General features: G+C 67.8%; 17 protein-coding genes. 10 read left to right on the forward strand and 7 right to left on the reverse strand.

Translation table 11 applies throughout. The annotated features are described in order from the left end of the window. Nucleotides 1-26: 26 nt before the first annotated feature. Both E0H45_RS17825 and E0H45_RS17830 read left to right on the forward strand, forming a co-directional pair. Entirely contained in the window at nucleotides 27-1217 is a 1191-nt protein-coding gene (locus E0H45_RS17825; RefSeq protein WP_131338633.1) for an AI-2E family transporter, read from the forward strand. A gap of 10 nt (nucleotides 1218-1227) precedes the next feature. Next, nucleotides 1228-1845, forward strand: coding sequence for a hypothetical protein (locus E0H45_RS17830; RefSeq protein ID WP_131338635.1), 618 nt, complete (start codon nucleotides 1228-1230; stop codon nucleotides 1843-1845). A 15-nt stretch (nucleotides 1846-1860) separates the two neighbouring features. Here the strand turns inward: E0H45_RS17830 and E0H45_RS17835 are convergent, their stop codons facing one another. Continuing rightward, entirely contained in the window at nucleotides 1861-2274 is a 414-nt protein-coding gene (locus E0H45_RS17835) for a DUF7144 family membrane protein (RefSeq protein WP_202872377.1), read from the reverse strand. Between the two features lie 135 nt (nucleotides 2275-2409). On the opposite strand from E0H45_RS17835, the gene E0H45_RS17840 reads away from it, so the two are divergent. After that, nucleotides 2410-4092 (forward strand): SulP family inorganic anion transporter, encoded by a 1683-nt coding sequence (locus E0H45_RS17840; RefSeq protein ID WP_131338637.1) that lies wholly within the window; start codon nucleotides 2410-2412, stop codon nucleotides 4090-4092. Here the strand turns inward: E0H45_RS17840 and E0H45_RS17845 are convergent. The 4 genes from E0H45_RS17845 to E0H45_RS17860 are packed head-to-tail and all read right to left on the reverse strand — an operon-like array spanning nucleotide 4086 to nucleotide 6658. Continuing rightward, nucleotides 4086-4565: a DUF6069 family protein gene (locus E0H45_RS17845; protein WP_131338639.1), complete on the reverse strand. Its 480-nt coding sequence runs from the start codon at nucleotides 4563-4565 to the stop codon at nucleotides 4086-4088. The genes E0H45_RS17840 and E0H45_RS17845 overlap by 7 nt on opposite strands. Then, nucleotides 4562-5128 carry a phosphatase PAP2 family protein gene (locus tag E0H45_RS17850; protein ID WP_131338641.1) on the reverse strand — a complete coding sequence of 189 codons (567 nt, stop codon included), beginning with the start codon at nucleotides 5126-5128 and terminating at the stop codon, nucleotides 4562-4564. Before E0H45_RS17850 ends, E0H45_RS17845 begins: the two co-directional genes overlap by 4 nt. Before the next feature lie 13 nt (nucleotides 5129-5141). Beyond that, complete coding sequence (locus E0H45_RS17855; RefSeq protein ID WP_131338643.1) at nucleotides 5142-5360, reverse strand: amphi-Trp domain-containing protein; 219 nt, start codon at nucleotides 5358-5360, stop codon at nucleotides 5142-5144. Beyond that, nucleotides 5360-6658, reverse strand: coding sequence for a diacylglycerol/lipid kinase family protein (locus E0H45_RS17860; protein ID WP_131338645.1), 1299 nt, complete (start codon nucleotides 6656-6658; stop codon nucleotides 5360-5362). Before E0H45_RS17860 ends, E0H45_RS17855 begins: the two co-directional genes overlap by 1 nt. Before the next feature lie 222 nt (nucleotides 6659-6880). Between E0H45_RS17860 and E0H45_RS17865 the strand changes: the two genes are divergently transcribed. Next, nucleotides 6881-8188: a cation:proton antiporter gene (locus tag E0H45_RS17865; RefSeq protein WP_165546497.1), complete on the forward strand. Its 1308-nt coding sequence runs from the start codon at nucleotides 6881-6883 to the stop codon at nucleotides 8186-8188. Nucleotides 8189-8194: 6 nt separating this feature from the next. On the opposite strand, the gene E0H45_RS17870 is transcribed toward E0H45_RS17865, so the two are convergent. After that, the gene (locus E0H45_RS17870; protein ID WP_131338649.1) at nucleotides 8195-8674 is read right to left on the reverse strand and encodes a DUF7144 family membrane protein; all 480 of its coding nucleotides are present in this window, start codon (nucleotides 8672-8674) and stop codon (nucleotides 8195-8197) included. Between the two features lie 225 nt (nucleotides 8675-8899). Here E0H45_RS17870 and E0H45_RS42480 point away from each other — a divergent pair, with 225 nt between their 5' ends. The 4 genes from E0H45_RS42480 (at nucleotide 8900) to E0H45_RS17885 (ending at nucleotide 12269) form a co-directional block, all read left to right on the forward strand. After that, nucleotides 8900-10204, forward strand: a complete 1305-nt coding sequence (locus E0H45_RS42480) for a hypothetical protein (protein WP_165546498.1) — start codon at nucleotides 8900-8902, stop codon at nucleotides 10202-10204. 32 nt (nucleotides 10205-10236) lie between these two features. Beyond that, a complete protein-coding gene (locus E0H45_RS42485) occupies nucleotides 10237-11055 on the forward strand; it encodes a bestrophin-like domain (RefSeq protein WP_165546499.1) in 819 nt (272 codons plus the stop codon). Then, nucleotides 11030-11689, forward strand: coding sequence for a hypothetical protein (locus tag E0H45_RS17880; protein WP_131338653.1), 660 nt, complete (start codon nucleotides 11030-11032; stop codon nucleotides 11687-11689). Before E0H45_RS42485 ends, E0H45_RS17880 begins: the two co-directional genes overlap by 26 nt. A 118-nt stretch (nucleotides 11690-11807) precedes the next feature. Continuing rightward, on the forward strand, nucleotides 11808-12269 hold the full coding sequence (locus tag E0H45_RS17885) for a DUF6325 family protein (protein WP_131338655.1): 462 nt from the start codon (nucleotides 11808-11810) through the stop codon (nucleotides 12267-12269). 198 nt (nucleotides 12270-12467) lie between these two features. Here E0H45_RS17885 and E0H45_RS17890 read toward each other — a convergent pair whose 3' ends face one another. Continuing rightward, nucleotides 12468-13184, reverse strand: coding sequence for a hypothetical protein (locus E0H45_RS17890; RefSeq protein ID WP_131338657.1), 717 nt, complete (start codon nucleotides 13182-13184; stop codon nucleotides 12468-12470). Between the two features lie 217 nt (nucleotides 13185-13401). Between E0H45_RS17890 and E0H45_RS17895 the strand changes: the two genes are divergently transcribed. After that, on the forward strand, nucleotides 13402-13746 hold the full coding sequence (locus E0H45_RS17895; protein WP_131338663.1) for a carboxymuconolactone decarboxylase: 345 nt from the start codon (nucleotides 13402-13404) through the stop codon (nucleotides 13744-13746). Between the two features lie 145 nt (nucleotides 13747-13891). Then, nucleotides 13892-15385 carry a DUF2252 domain-containing protein gene (locus E0H45_RS17900; protein WP_131338664.1) on the forward strand — a complete coding sequence of 498 codons (1494 nt, stop codon included), beginning with the start codon at nucleotides 13892-13894 and terminating at the stop codon, nucleotides 15383-15385. The last annotated feature ends 6 nt before the right edge of the window (nucleotides 15386-15391 follow it).

Raw genomic sequence — 15391 nt, forward strand, 5'->3', positions numbered from 1 at the left:
CGATCTGAGCGACCTTCGAAGCCACGATGGGTCTGGAGAGGGAGGGCGCGACGATGTCCGCAGGCTCCACGGAGTCCCCCGACGGCCTGTTGCCGCCGGCCGGCCCGACGCCTGCACCCTCCACGCTGCCGCGTGGGGTTGTCGTCCTCCTCGGGACCGGGGCCGCCGTGCTGACGGCCGCCGGCGTGCGCAGCTTCTCGGACATCGTCGGACCCGTCTTCCTCGCGCTCACGCTGACGATCGCGGTGAGTCCGCTGCGCCGGCTACTGGTCAGGAAGGGAGTCAGGGGCTGGGTTGCGTCGCTGATCGCACTCGTGGTCGTGAACGCCTTCCTGCTGGGAGTGGCAGCCGCGTTGGCCTTCTCGGTCGCCAGGCTGGGGACGCTCCTACCGACGTACCAGGACAAGTTCACCGACCTGGTCGACGATGTCCGTGGCTGGCTCGCAGGCCGCGGCGTGGGCGCCGACGAGCTCCAGGCCGCCCTGCAGAAGCTCGACCTCGGGAAGTTCCTCGATGTCCTGCAGGGCTGGCTGTCCGGACTCCTCGGGGTCGTCTCGAACCTGGGCTTCGTCATCGTCCTGCTGTTCTTCATGGGCCTCGACGCGAGCGCCTTCTCGGACCGGCTGCGGGAGGCGGCGCGCATCAGGCCGGACATCAGCTTCGCCCTGACCGACTTCGCCCGCGGTACGACGCGCTACCTGGTTGTCTCCACCGTCTTCGGACTGGTCGTCGCGATCTTCGACGTCGGCGTCCTCTATCTGCTGGACATCCCGCTGCCCTGGCTGTGGGGCCTGCTCGCGTTCATCACCAACTACATCCCGAACGTCGGCTTCTTCATCGGGGTCCTCCCGCCCGCGCTGCTCGGACTGCTCGACCAGGGCTGGGCGACCCTGCTGTGGGTGATCATCGCCTACAGCGTCATCAACTTCATCATCCAGTCGATCATCCAGCCGAAAGTCGTCGGCGAGGCGGTCGGGCTGACGACGACCCTCACGTTCCTGTCCCTGGTCTTCTGGGCCTGGATCCTCGGCCCGCTGGGCGCCGTACTGGCCATCCCGCTCTCGCTCCTGGTCAAGGCCCTGCTCCTGGACGCCGACCCCTCCACCCGCTGGCTCAACGGCCTCGTCTCCGGCGATCAACTCCCGGAAGACGCTCCGGCCGTGGAACCGGCAGAAGTCCCTGCTGCCGACGCGGTCGCAGCCGAGCAAGTCAGATAGGGGGATCGCCATGTGGCGCTCAGTGTTGCTGCACGAGTTCCCGGACCACGACGTCCGGTCCCTGCAGGGCCTACCCGGCACCTGGTCGTCGGAATCGCTCGCACTGGGTTCGTCCGGGGACACCATGCTGATCGCACCGGGCCGCAGTCTCCGCTACGTCCTCGACACACCGCTCGTCGATGTCATCGGGGTCAGCTGCCAGTTGCGGTTCAAGCACCCTGGTCGAGCCGTCACTTCGTCTGTGCGGATCCTTCGCCTCGGAGACGAGTTCGACCTGAGTCTCGAGCCGTTGACCACCTTCCAGGCCCTGGTCCGGATCCGGCTGCACGGCGCCTGGCACGACATCGGCCAGCTACCGAGTCCCAGTACGCGCTTCGCGGAACTGAGATTCGACTGGCACACCAGTGGCAAGACCTACCTGCGGGTGGACGGGCGACTCGTCGGCTACCACGATGCGCTGAGTCGAGGCGCCCGGCTCACCATCTCCGACATCGCCTTCGGCTCTCCGGAGTCCCTCCCCACCTCGCCCGACCCGCTCTACCAGCTGGGCGACTTCTTCGTCCGCACCCTCAGCCGCCGAACGCGCTGGCCGCGGCGGCACCCGGCAGCCGTGCGCCGACGTCCGTAGACGGCCGTCCCGGAGTCAGGTACGGCGTTCTGCTCGGGCCTGCGTGACAGCCCAGATGACCCACACGCTGAGCGCGATCACCACGAGCGACCACGCCGGCTGGTAAGGAATGAAGAAGAAGTAGTCGAGCGCGATCAGTCCGGCGAGGACGATCGCGACCACTCCGGCCCAGGCCTTGTTCATGAACAGGCCGATCCCGACGGCCACGACCGCGAAACCCAGCACCAGATGGATCCATCCCCACGCGACGGTGTCCAGATCGAACGCGTAACGCCGGGAAACGACCAGGTAGTCGTCATCGAGGATCGCGGCCAGCCCGGCGACCATCGAGAAGGCACCGATCATGACCAACATGCTCGCGGCGAAGGCGATCCCGCCCACCGCCCCACTCGACACATCCTGCCGTTCGTCCATATCGCCGTACGTCATCGCGCACCGCCTCCCTCATCGTCCCCCACACGATGCCCGGGGATCCCTGCCACCACATCGTCCGGCCGGGGTGAGATACCGGCGCCGGTTCGCACCTAGGCTCCCAACCACTACCGGGTGAGGAGACGCTCGATCATGGGAATCCTGCGGTCGGTTCGGCCGGAGAGGCGGAGTCTGCGGGCCGACGTGGTCGCGGGGCTGCCGGGGGCGATCAGCAGCGTTCCCAACGGGATGGCGTCCGCGGCTCTCATCGGGGTGAACCCGATCCACGGGCTGTACGCGAGCTTCGCCGGTCCGGTCGCCGGCGGGCTGGCGACGAGCAGCCAGCTGATGGTGGTCACGACGACCACGGCCGGGGCTCTCGCCGCCGGATCGGCCCTGGAGGGTGTCGACGCAGCAGACCGGCCGCAAGCCCTTCTGCTGTTGACGATCATCGCCGGCGTGGTGATGATCCTGGCGGGCGTCGCACGGCTGGGACGCTACACCCGTTTCGTCTCGCACTCGGTCATGACCGGCTTCCTCACCGGGATCTCGGTCAACATCGTCCTCAGCCAGCTACCTGGATTGACCGGTGCCGACGCGACCGGGGAACTCGCCCTCACCAAGGCGGTGGACGTTGTCTTCCATCCCACGCGGATCGACGTCGCCTCACTGCTCGCGGGGGTCGGCGCGCTCGGTATCCTCATCGGCCTGTCCCGGACCCGGCTGGCGGCGGTGAGTGCCTTGATTGCGTTGGTCGTGCCAACGGTTGGCCTGGCCGTCGCCGGCGCCGGCACCGTGACCCGCGTCAAGGACACCGGGGAGATTCCTCGCGGCGTTCCGACGCCGCAACTGCCGGACCTCAGCCAACTGTCGTTCCCGTTGGTCACCGGGGCACTGGCAGTCGCCGCGATCGTCCTGGTCCAGGGCAGCGGCGTCGCCGAAGCCGCACCGAACCGCGACGGGACCGCTTCGAACGCGAACCGGGACTTCGTTGCCCAGGGCATCGGAAACCTCGCGGCCGGCTTCTTCCGCGGTCAACCGGTGGGCGGCTCGGTCGGCCAGACCGCCCTGAACCAGACGGTCGGCGGCCGCACGCGGTGGGCAGCGATCCTGTCGGGTCTGTGGATGATCGCGATCCTGGTGGCCTGCGCCGGCGTGATCGGGCTCGTCGCCCTGCCGACGCTGGCCGCCATCCTCGTGTACGCGGCCGTCAAGTCGCTGAAGCCGGGTGAGCTGGCAACGATCCTGCGCACCGGCCCGACTTCTCAGATCGCGGTCGTCACGACCTTCTGCGCGACCTTGTTCCTGCCGGTCTCGGCCGCGGTCGGCATCGGGGTGTCGCTCTCCTTGCTACTGCAGCTCAACCAGGAGGCCATGGACCTCAAAATCGTCCAGTTGACGCCGATCAACGGCGGCCGGTGGACCGAACAACCGGCCCCGGCGAGTCTGCCCAGTCACCAGGCGACCGTCCTCGATGTCTACGGGAGCTTGCTGTACGCCGGCTCGCGCACACTGCGGGTCAAGCTGCCCGACCCGGCCGGCACCGAGGCGCCAACCGTCGTACTGCGGCTGCGCGGCCGAACCGCCGTGGGTGCGACGTTCGTCAAGATCGTGGACGACTACGCCGCCGCCCTGGAGACCGTCGGCGGACGGTTGTACCTCAGCGGAGTCGACCCCACACTCGCCGAGCTGCTGCGTCGTACCGACCGGCCGGACGGGTCCGATCCGATCGGTGTCTACGAGGCCACCGAGCTGGTCGGGGAATCGACCGAGCAGGCGCTCCGGGAGGCCGAGGCCTGGGCAGTCCGGCACCGACCGGAGAGCCCCGGTCAATAGCGGGTCTGCGGGTCACCCGGACTGGTACGGCGATTCCGCATCGCCGACCGCGCTGCTCCGCTCACCAACGTGCCGATGGCGATCCCGACAAGGAGGTTGATCAACGCGGTTGCAACCTTCGATGACGTCGAGCCGTTGGCGACGAACGGGGCGAGTGCCGCCGCGAGCGTGGCCAGCGCCATGATCCAGCCGAAGAACTGCAAGGGCCGTGGCGTGGAGATCACCAACAGGTGCATGAGACCAGTGGCCACCAGCGCGGCGAGAGCACACCACAGCGCGTACTTCGGGGTGTCCGCGTCCCCCCAGGTGCCCTCGCCCTTGGGTGCGAGAACGGGTACGTCGAAGACACCGCGGGCGAGCAGGATGCCGACCAGCGCGATCAAGGCGGCAACGACGGCCGTGGCCGCGCCTCCGGCCCACAACCGACCGCCGTCCACCGCGTGCGCGCCACCTTGCGTGGGTTGAGCTGTCATGACGTCTGCTCCTTGTCATCCAACTGAAGGGCCAGCCGGCCGGCCAATCGCCCGAACAGCGCTCCGACCGTCGCGCCGACCAGGACGTCGCTCGGGTAGTGCACGCCCGTATAGACCCGGGAGAAGGCAATGACCGACGCTGCGACCCGCAGCGTCGGGCGGAGCACGGGCAGGACGTCTCCGACGGCAATCGCGAAGGCCGCCGCGGACGCTGAGTGCCCGGACGGAAACGACCCCGAGGAGGGCATCCGTACCCACCGCTGCACGGGTACACCGAGGCCGTAGCGGTCGGGTCGACGGCGTACCCCTGACGCCTTCTTCATCGGCTGGTTCACCACCAGGGACGCGGCCCCGATCGCCGCGAGCCCCGCGAACGCAGCCCGCCGGCCCCGTGGTCCGCCGACCAGCGTCAGCGCACCGGCCACCAGGAACCACGGCTTGGAGAAGTCGGCGAAGTCGGACACCTGCCGCAGCGGCTCGTCGAGAACCGGCGTGGACAGACGCGCCACCGACCGGTAGAGCGCACGGTCGTAACGAGCGAGACGATGCGGCGAGGTGGTCACGCGCGGGGTTCCGTCACCACGTGAGCTCGATCTCGAGCTCGCTCCCGTCGTCTCCGAGCTCGAACTCGAGCTTGAGATGCACCTCGTCAGGCACGTGCACCTTGACCCGCAGACCGCCGCGGTCGAACTCGACGTCGTTCTCCTTGGCGAGCATGTCCGCGAGACTGTGCAAGCGGGACGCAGCGGCCTCTCGGCTCATTGACTCTTTCTCTTTGATCTCGATCAAATCCATTACGGCCTCCCAGCGGTTGAACCTGCTGATTCCCGGTCCCGGCCGAGGACGATGCGCACCAGCTCGGCCAGTCCGTCACGGATGCCCTCGGGAACGGTCGCTGACGGCGACGAGCCCGGGTGCTGGTGCGCGATCCGCACCCGGAGAACTCCGGGCCGGATCTCGAACCGCAGCGGCGCGTCGAGGACGAGCGCCTCCCCGTCGACGCCGGCCGGCAGCGGCCGATCGGCCTCGACCTCGAAGGTCGGAGCGGTCCACTCGCGCCACGGACGCTGAAGGCGGTGTTGATCGGCGTCCGCGGGTGCGCCCAGGACGGTGATACCGAGCAGGCCGTCGTCGATGCGCGGACGGGTGCCGGACCCGACCGCACGACCGAGCCGGTAGCGGTTGTTGGAGACGAGTACGGCGGCGCCCCCGCGATGATCGTGCCCCTCCGGGCCTGTCCAGCGCATGTCGAGATCGCTGCCGGTCTCGCCCAGCGCGTCGGGCACGGTGTCGAGGATGGTCCTGATCTTGGCAGCGCGATAACCGGTGCGCTGGACGGCTTCGGCGTACAGGCCGAGCGACACGTTGTTGACGAACACGCGGCCGTTGACCTCGGCCAGGTCCACCAATCGCTCGCCGCCGTCGACGAAGGCGTCCAGAGCACCGACCACGTCGTCACGGTCGACCCCGAGATCGAGCGCGAAGTGGTTGCGTGTGCCGGCCGGAATACAGGCATACGGCAGCGAGAGCTCAGCGGCGATCGCGGCTACGATCGCCTGCGAGCCGTCCCCGCCTGCCATCGCGAGCCCGTCGGCGCCGCGCGCGACCGCTCCGCGAACGAGGGTTTCGAGATCGTCACCAAGCTTCAGCTCGACCGGCTCGATCCCGCGATCGCGTGCCTCCTTGGCGACGGCGAAACGTTCTGCCTTTCCGCCGCCGGACTTCGGGTTGTAGAACAGCACCGGATGCTGCGGTGCCGTCGCACGCGGCAGATCCACATGGGCGGTAAAGCTGGCGCGTGTCGCGGCCAGAGTGACCAGAAGCCCCACCAGGACCAGAAGATCCACGCCGAACTTCCCACCCACGACGATGAAGATCACCGCACCGAGAAGCGCCAGACCGGCCACGTACAGCCCGGCCAGACGCGCGAACCCTCGTCGCAACACGCCGTACCAGGCCGCGCAGGCAGCGATCACCACACAGGTCAACACACCGAGCCCACGCGGAAACTGGCTCACAGAGACCACCACGCCGAGCACGAGCGTCGCCGTCCCCACCAGCAGCGCCACAACTGCCGCAACCCGCCGCCTCATGGAACCCGCCCCACCTGCTGCATGGCCCACCCTCAGACTGTCCGCTTCGGCGTCGTGACCCGACGCCAACGCCATCCTGTCCGTCCTCCCCCGTCACCACATCCCACAGCCGGGATGATCTGCTCCTCCCGCACCAGGTGGAAACCCTCTCGGGTGGATGAGGCGCTCACCCGCGCGGACTGTCACGGTGCAGGCAGCCGGATTCACGACGGAGGCGGGCCAGTGACAGAGGCTACGTTCGCAGTGCTCGCGCTGCTGGTCCTGGCATGGGCGGTGACCTCGGACCTCCTGGCCCGGGCGAACATCACCGGTCCACTGGTCTTCACCATCGCCGGCTTCGTGCTGGGCAACCCGGACTGGGGACCGCTCCAGGTGCACGTCGAAGCCCCATCGGTCCATGTTCTCGCCGAGCTGACCCTCGCGATGCTGTTGTTCTCGGACGCCTCCAGAGTCAACCTCTCCACGCTGAGACGGGACATCAACCTGCCCGTGCGGCTGCTGGGCATCGGACTTCCGCTCTCGGTGATCGTCGGCTCACTCCTGGCGGCCTGGCTCTTCGACGACTTCACCTGGGCGCTCGCGGGCTTCGTCGGCGCCACGCTGGCTCCTACCGACGCCGCTCTCAGCGCACAGGTCGTCAATGACGAACGGATACCCATGCGGTTGCGTCGCGCACTGAACGTGGAGAGTGGACTCAACGACGGCATCGTCACACCGATCGTCACCTTCACGCTCGCCGTTGCCGCGGGACAACTCGGGGTGGCGCACGAGGGCGACACCTCCACCAAGGGCGGCGGCGCGTTGCTCGAGCTCGCGGTCGGCCTCGGCGTCGGCCTGCTGATCGGGCTCGGAAGCGGCAAGCTCCTGACCTATGGTTCCCGCCACGACTGGATCAGCACGGGCGCGGGACGGCTCGGCACGTTCGCCGCCGCGCTCAGCAGCTTCGCCCTGGCGGTCGCCTTCAGCGGCAACGGCTTCATCGCGGCGTTCGTGGCCGGCATCGCCTTCCGGGCGGGACTCGACGAGGACGTCGTCGACGCGGACACCGTCATCGAGCTGCCGGAACTCGTCGGCGAGATCCTGGCGTTCGCGGTCTGGTTCCTGTTCGGCGCCGCGCTGGTGCCGTTCTTCGTGCACAACTTCGACCTGCCGCTCCTCGCGTACGCCGTACTGAGCCTGACTGTGGTCCGCATCGTTCCGGTCGCCCTGGCCCTGCTCGGGAAGGGATTGGACAGCCGCACCGTCATCTTCGTGGGATGGTTCGGCCCCCGCGGTCTCGCATCGGTGGTGTTCGCGTTGCTGGCGATCGAAGAGCTCGGCGAGAGCGCGTTGGTCGAACGCGCCGTCGCCGCCGTGGCTCTCACCGTGCTGCTGAGCGTCGTGCTGCACGGGATCTCGGCCGGCCCGCTCGGACGTCGTTACGTCAGACTCGAGCAAGCAGAGGACGGTCCGGGTCCCGGCCCTCGCGCACGACGCTCCCCGCATCAGCACCTCGGTGCCACAGTGCCCCGCCGAAGCGACCAGCCCTGATCTCCCTCAGAGGGGAGGTCTACGCTGCTCGGCGGCCGAGAGTTCGGCTTCCTCGTCTTTGCTCCATGGCGTTTGGTCCGCCCCTCCGAGCTTGTCGCGTACGTCGTGCCACCGGGCGGTCAGCGCGAACAGCACAATGGTGTCCAGCGCGATCATCAGCAACGACCAGACAGGGTAGGCGCCGAGCCAGAGGACCTGCACCACAGCGTGCAGGCAGACGAGCAGGATCGCCGTGATCCTGGCCCACGTCTGCGCCACCAACAGGCCGCCACCGACAGCCATCAGCAACAACCCGAAGATCAGCAGGAACCATCCCCAGCCGGTCACGTCCACGAGGACGAGCTTGGTCGGCGTCATCACCAGACGCTCGTCGGAGAACAGCGCGACGAATCCCTCGAAGACGTTCACCAGCCCGATCACCATGAGCAGCGCGCCGGCGAACACGACGAAGCCGGTCATGACCACCGCGCCCTTTTTCGCAGCCATCTCTGTATCTCCTCTCGATGCGTCGGCCGACCGCCGAAATCGGCGGCGGATCGCATCTGGATGCTGACTCCCGCCGCGGCCGTGCACCTCACCCCACGCGGATGAGTCCCGACTACTCGCTGTCGCCGCAGGTCCCGACCGATCGGTTCATCCGTGTGGGGTGAGGTTCCGTTTGCCCGCGACAGAGACGATCGAGCCCTTGGCCGACAGGCGAGGAGGCACGGCATGTCTGACCCAGACCCCACGCTGTCCGGTGGTCCGGAACGCAGCGAGCCCGTCCAAGCGCCCGCGGTGACGCAGCGATCCAGGGGGCGTTCGGTCGCGGTGGTCATCTGCTTGGTGCTGGCAGCGTTGCTGACGACGCCCGCGGCAATCGCTTACTGGGGACAACGCACGCTGAACGACACCACGCGCTACGTGAACACCGTCGGCCCGCTGGTGAACTCGCCAGAGGTACAGGACGCCATCGCGACGACAGTCACCGGCGCCATCGAGGAACAGGTCGACATCGAGGCACTCCTCAACGACGTGTTCTCCGGTGTCGTCACCGACCGGCCCCGGCTGCAGCGACTGGTCGGGCCGCTGGCTGCCGCGATCAACAGTCTGATCGACCGCCAGGTCCGGGAGTTCATCGCCTCGGACGAGTTCGCCGACCTCTGGACCGCCGTCAACACCAGGGCTCAGCAGTCACTCCAGCGCGTCCTGAAGGGTGATCAGTCCGGCGCCGTGTCGCTGCAGGGTGATCAGGTCGTCCTCGATGTCTCCGAAGTCATCGACCGGGTCAAGCAACGCCTGGTCGACCGGGGACTCACGATCGTGCAGAACGTGCCGGTCCCCGATATCGACAAGCAGATCGTGTTGATGGAAGCACCAAAAGTGAAGCAACTCCGGACGATCTACGCGTTCGCGAACCCGCTCGCTCAATGGCTGATCGTCCTGGTGGCGGGTCTGTACCTGGCAGCGCTGGTGCTCGCGCGCCGGCGTCCACGCACGACGGTGATCATCGGGGCAGTGCTCGCGGCGAACGCGGTGCTGGTGGGGCTGGCGCTGAGCGTCGGACGGCAGTTGTTCATCGACGCCTTGGCGGGTACGACGTTCGGTCCGGCGAGCTCGGTCTTCTACGACAGGCTGCTTTCCTACCTCGACCGCGGCCGGCAAGTGTTCCTGTGGCTTGGTCTGATCCTCGTGGTCATCGGCTGGTTCGCGGGGCCCAACAGGTACGGCACGGCCGTCCGCACTGCAGTCGCGGGCGGTTTGGAAGGCATCGGCGGAGCCCTGGCCAGCAGCCCGGTCGGCGCCGCTGGTCGATGGGTCGCGCCCAACGCCCGGTGGTTGCGCGTTGCCGTTGGTCTGCTGGGCGTCGTCGTCCTGCTCTGGGGCAACGACGTCTCGTTGTCGCGCCTCTTCTGGTCACTCGCACTCGTGGTCGGGTTGCTGGCTGTCGTGCAGGTCCTGGTCGGAGCAGGCAGGGCGACACCCACCTCCCGTCCCGTCGCGCCGGCCGGAGTCGTACCCGGAACCGCGAAGTAGGCGGCTGTGACAGCCGCGGCAGTCAGGCGCGCATGAACATCGTCTGGGCCGCTCTGGTCATGATCCTCGCCACCGCGATCACCGTCACGGCGATGCTCCTCGTGCGCAGGCGGGCGCCGGAAGGCGGCTACTTCAGCGACGGTGACCGCGCCGCAGGCGTCTTCGGTGTGCTCGCGACCGGATTCTCCGTGCTGCTCGGTTTCATCATCTTCCTGTCGTTCACGTCGTACGACCAGTCGCGGGCAGGTGCCGAGTCCGAGGCGACGATCGTCGCGCAACAGGTTCAAACGGCCCAGTACCTGCCCGGCAAGACCGCGCTCACCGGCGAGTTGATCTGCTACGCGCGGTCCGTGGCCGGGGTCGAGTGGGATGCCTTGAACACAGGCACGCTCGGCAACTCCTTCAATCCGTGGGGTGCGGAGATGTTCCGGACGATCTCCGCCGTCGATCCGAAGACGACCGTCGAGCAGTCGGCGTACGACCGATGGATGGCCCAGACCGCCGAACGGGAACAGGCCCGCGTCGACAGGGTGCACGGCGCGGAGGGGATCATCCCGACGCCCGTGTGGCTGGTCCTGGCGGCCGTCTCCGTGGTGATCTTCGTGTACCTGCTGTTCTTCGCAGATCCGACCGAGGGCGCGCTGACGCAGAGCCTCCTGATGGGCAGTGTGACGGTGGTCATCACGCTCCTGCTGTTTCTGCTGGTGTTCTTCGACCATCCGCATGGCGATGGGGTGGGCAGGCTGCAGCCGACCGCGATGGTGCGAACCATCGGTCTGATCGATACCCAACTCCAGGTGATCGGGCTCGACGTGACACCCCCGTGTGACGATCGTGGCAACCGGCGCTGACGAGCGGCCCGAGCGCGGCCGCAACTGGCAGGAGGTGCTCGTTACCGTCCTGCTGGTGGTCGCTGCCCTCGGGACCTCGTGGAGCAGCTACCAGGCCACCCGGTGGAACGGCGAGCAGGCCAAGGCGGCCGGCCGTGCGAACGCGATCAGGATCGATGCTGCCCGGGCGCAAGGTCTGTCCCAGGCCCAGAGCCAGGTGGACGTCGCCACGTTCATCGCCTGGACGGACGCGGATCGTCGCGGTGACGCCGGCCTCGCCGACTTCTACGCCGACCGCTTCCGCGCGGAGTTCCGGCCCGCGTTCACCGCCTGGCTGGCGACCCGCCCGCTGACGAATCCGGATGCACCGCCGACACCCTTCGCCATGCCTCAATACCAGCTCGCGTCGCGGCAGGAGGCCGAACGGCTCGACGCGGCCGCCGCGGCCTCCACAGCCAAGGTGCTGCGAGACCTCCAGGTGTCCAGCAACTACGTGCTCACCGTCGTTCTCTATGCCGTCGTCTTGTTCTTCGCCGGTATGAGCACCAAGATCACCAACCGCCGCCTGCGCTGGATCCTGGCTGGGATCGGCTGCCTCGTTCTCGTCACCGCCCTCGCCTGGATCGCCACCTTCCCGGTGAGCGTCGACATCTGACGACCCCAATCCTCCGGCAAGGGTGATGTGCGGACCCTGGGCTCTGCTGAATCGTCGGCCGAGTACCGGGATTGCAGGCTGAGGACTTCGCAACAACTTTTACCGCTGGAGGTAGAGCATGACTGTCAACATCGATGAGCTGGGCCCGGTCGACTGGATCGTCGTCGAGTTCCCGGAGACGAAGCTGACCGGACAGATCGCACCGATCCTGACCGACTACGTCGACCGGGGCCTGATCCGGATCCTCGACCTGCTGTTCCTGATCAAGGACGTGGACGGCAGCGTCGAGGCGTTCGAGGCGGCTGATCTGGACGAGAGCGCGATCGGGCAGCTGCGGACATTCGAGACCGAGATCGCGATGCTGCTCAGTGAGCAGGATGTCGAGGACCTCGCCGTGACCATCGAGCCCGGCAGCTCGGCCGCGGTACTCGTCTGGGAGAACCTGTGGGCCGCGCCGTTCGGTACGGCAGTGCGGCACGCCGGCGGTCAGCTGGTCGCCAGCGGACGCATCCCGATCCAGGCTGTGATCGCCGCCATCGAGGCCGACGCCGCAGAGACCGAAGAGATCAAGAAGGCCTAGGAAGGAGTTCATCATGCCACTTGGAGCCCGACGCAGGCGCAGGACCGTTGCAGCCGTGGGAGGTGCCGTGGTCGTCGCACATGGCATGCATCGTCGCCACGACCGCCGCGACGACCGCCGCGACGACGGTGAGGACCGCCGCGAGGACCGCCGCGACCGCCGCGAGGATCGCCGCGACTGACGGCTGAGTCGCTGCACTCAGCTGGCTCGGCGCCGGGCATCATCGACGTACGGAAGCGGGTTGCCGGATGCTCGTGCGCCGGAGGCGAGCCAGGCGGCGAATCCCTGCGGCGAGCGCCGATGGAGCTCGTCGAGATACTGCTGCCGCTGTTCGACGACGGACAGGCGTTCGACCGCCGTCGGGGCAGTCTCCAGCCGGCGGAAGCTTCGGCGCCAGGCCAGGCACAATGCCTCGTCGTCGAGGGAACTGAGCTCTCGCGGCGGGCCGGCCGCAGAACCGTCGGCGAGCGACGCCGCGGGTTCGCGTGGTGTCCCCGCCTGCGGCAGTGCCACTGGTGGATCCCCCTTGGCCTGCCGTCGCGTCTGGACGAGCGCGGTGAGAGCCGGCGTGGTCGCGGCCAGGATCAGCACGATCAAGACGCCGGCGAACTTGAGGACCGCGATCAGACCCACGGCGGCCGGTGTGATCAGCCCGGCGGCGAACGAGACCCGAACGACCCTGCGCATCGCGCCCCACCCGTCCCCTCCCCACACCGATGAGGCGACGACGGCTGCCGCTGTCGCGACAACGATCACGCTGATGACGACCCCGCCCAGACCCCAACTGGCGATCGCGCAGAGGAGCCCGGCTGTCGTGGTCAGGTAGACACACCACGACCGGACGCCTCGGCCCGTGCCGTGGGACCGGGCGGGATCAGGCCCACCTGCGCCGGATGACCGCGTCCTCTCGCTCACGTTCTCAGTCCTTTGTCCCGGTTCCCGAACTCGTGCTCCGCCACCGAGTTCAGCCAGAACGTCAGCATGCACCGGGCCGGCAGCCTCCCGCCTCCTCCGTCCGGGGTGAAACCGACTGCTGGGTTCATTCAATCTGGATGATGCCTCGAACCGGCTGCCGATGCAGGGTGGGCTTGTGTCGGAATCGCCGTCGCAGCAGACCTTCTGAGGAGAAGCCATGTCGGACCTCGCCACATCAGAAACCCCCGTTCTCGACCTCCTGGAGCGCATGACCGTCGATTCCGTGGCCACGTCGACCCTCGACGCGCAATCCATCGCGCTCGTGCGACTGGCCGCCCTGGTGGCCAGCGACGCGCCCGCCGCGTCCTACGCGCTGAACCTGGCCGTCGATGCCGAGATCGGCCTCGACGCCGACGACGTTCGCGGCGTCCTCGCGGCGATCGCACCCATTGCCGGAACCTCGCGGGTCGCCGCTGCGACCGGCCGCATCGCGCTGGCACTCGAAGTCGCCATCGAGGTGGCTTCAGTGGATCTGGGTGACGAACCGCCGGCGATGAACTAACGCATCGCGGGACCCTCATCGTCCTACAGGGATGATGCGGCGAGCCGGGTCCTGCTGAATCGTCGGCGGAGGACGCGGATTGCAGGGTGGGGACACCGGCTCGTCCGACGAGCCTGGCCTGCGACGGAGAGAAGGGCGGCCGATCATGGCGACGAAAGTTGAGCATCTGACTTTGGACGAGCGCAACGCACGCGGCGTGGAGGCTCGCACCCGGGCGATGCCGGACAGTCACGCCGGCTGGAAGCCCGCCGCGGACCGGCCGGACCCGGTAGCACTCATCGAGGAACAGAACCTCCGGCGGGACGCGGACCTGATTCCGGTCCGGCACGGCCGGATGGTGGCCTCGCCGTTCACCTTCTACCGCGGCGCCGCCAAGATCATGGCGGCCGACCTCGCCGGGACACCCACGTCCGGTCTCCAGGTCCAGCTGTGTGGTGACGCCCACCTGTCGAACTTCGGGGTCTTCGCTTCACCGGAGCGAAACCTGGTCTTCGACATCAACGACTTCGACGAGACCCTTCCAGGCCCGTTCGAGTACGACGTCAAGCGGCTGGCCGCGAGCATCATGGTCGCGGCACAGAACAACGGCTGTTCGGACTCCGACGCCCGTGCGATCACGAGGGCCTGTGTCACGTCGTACCGGGAGTCGATGGCCGAGTTCGCCGCCAGCAAGACTCTCGACGTGTGGTACGCCCACCTCGCCGAGGACCAGATCAGGCAGTCGGTGACCGCCTTCCTGTCCGAAGCCAACGGCAAGCACAAAGGCAAGGGATCGAAGAAGGGCAAGAAAAAGGACCCCGGCGACGGTATGAGCGGGATGACGGGGAAGCAGGTGAAGGAGGCTCAGAAGCGCTTTGCGAAGAACGCACAGAAGTCGCACTCCCGCACCAGCGATCAGGCCCTGTCCAAGCTCGGCGAACAGGTCGACGGCCGCTACCGCATCGCCAGTGTCCCGCCGGTGATCGTCCCCGCGCGCGACCTTCACACGGCGTACGGCGTCGCGCCCGGAGAGCTCGAGAAGGTCGTCCTCGACCTGTTCCGGGACTACCGGTCCACCCTTCGGCTCGACCTTCGACAATTGCTGGAGCGCTACGAGATCGTCGACTGGGCGCGGAAGGTCGTCGGTGTCGGCAGCGTCGGAACTCGGGCGTTCATCGTCCTCCTGCAGGGTCGTGACCAGGACGACCCGCTGTTCCTCCAGGTCAAGGAAGCCACCCGGTCGGTGCTCGAAGGAACCTTGCGCAAGAGCGCGTTCAGGCAACCGGGCGAGCGGGTGGTCCAGGGCCAGCGCTTGATGCAGGCCAGCAGCGACATCTTCCTGGGCTGGTCCAAAGGTGTTCAGGCCGACCGCTACTACTACTGGCGTCAACTGCGCGACATGAAGGGCTCCGCACTCGTGGAGCTGATGGCACCCGCGGAACTGGCCTTCTACGCCCGCACCTGCGGGTGGACCCTGGCCAGGGCACATGCACGATCCGGCGACCCGGTGACCATCGCGGCGTACCTCGGCGACGACGATGCCTTCGACAAGTCGATCACCGACTTCTCCGAACGCTACGCGGCCCAGAACGACCAGGACTTCGCCGACTTCTCCAAAGCCATCGCATCGAACCGGATCGAAGCCATCCAGGACGTCTGACCACCA

This window comes from Kribbella soli, assembly GCF_004331345.1.
Lineage (GTDB): Bacteria > Actinomycetota > Actinomycetes > Propionibacteriales > Kribbellaceae > Kribbella > Kribbella soli.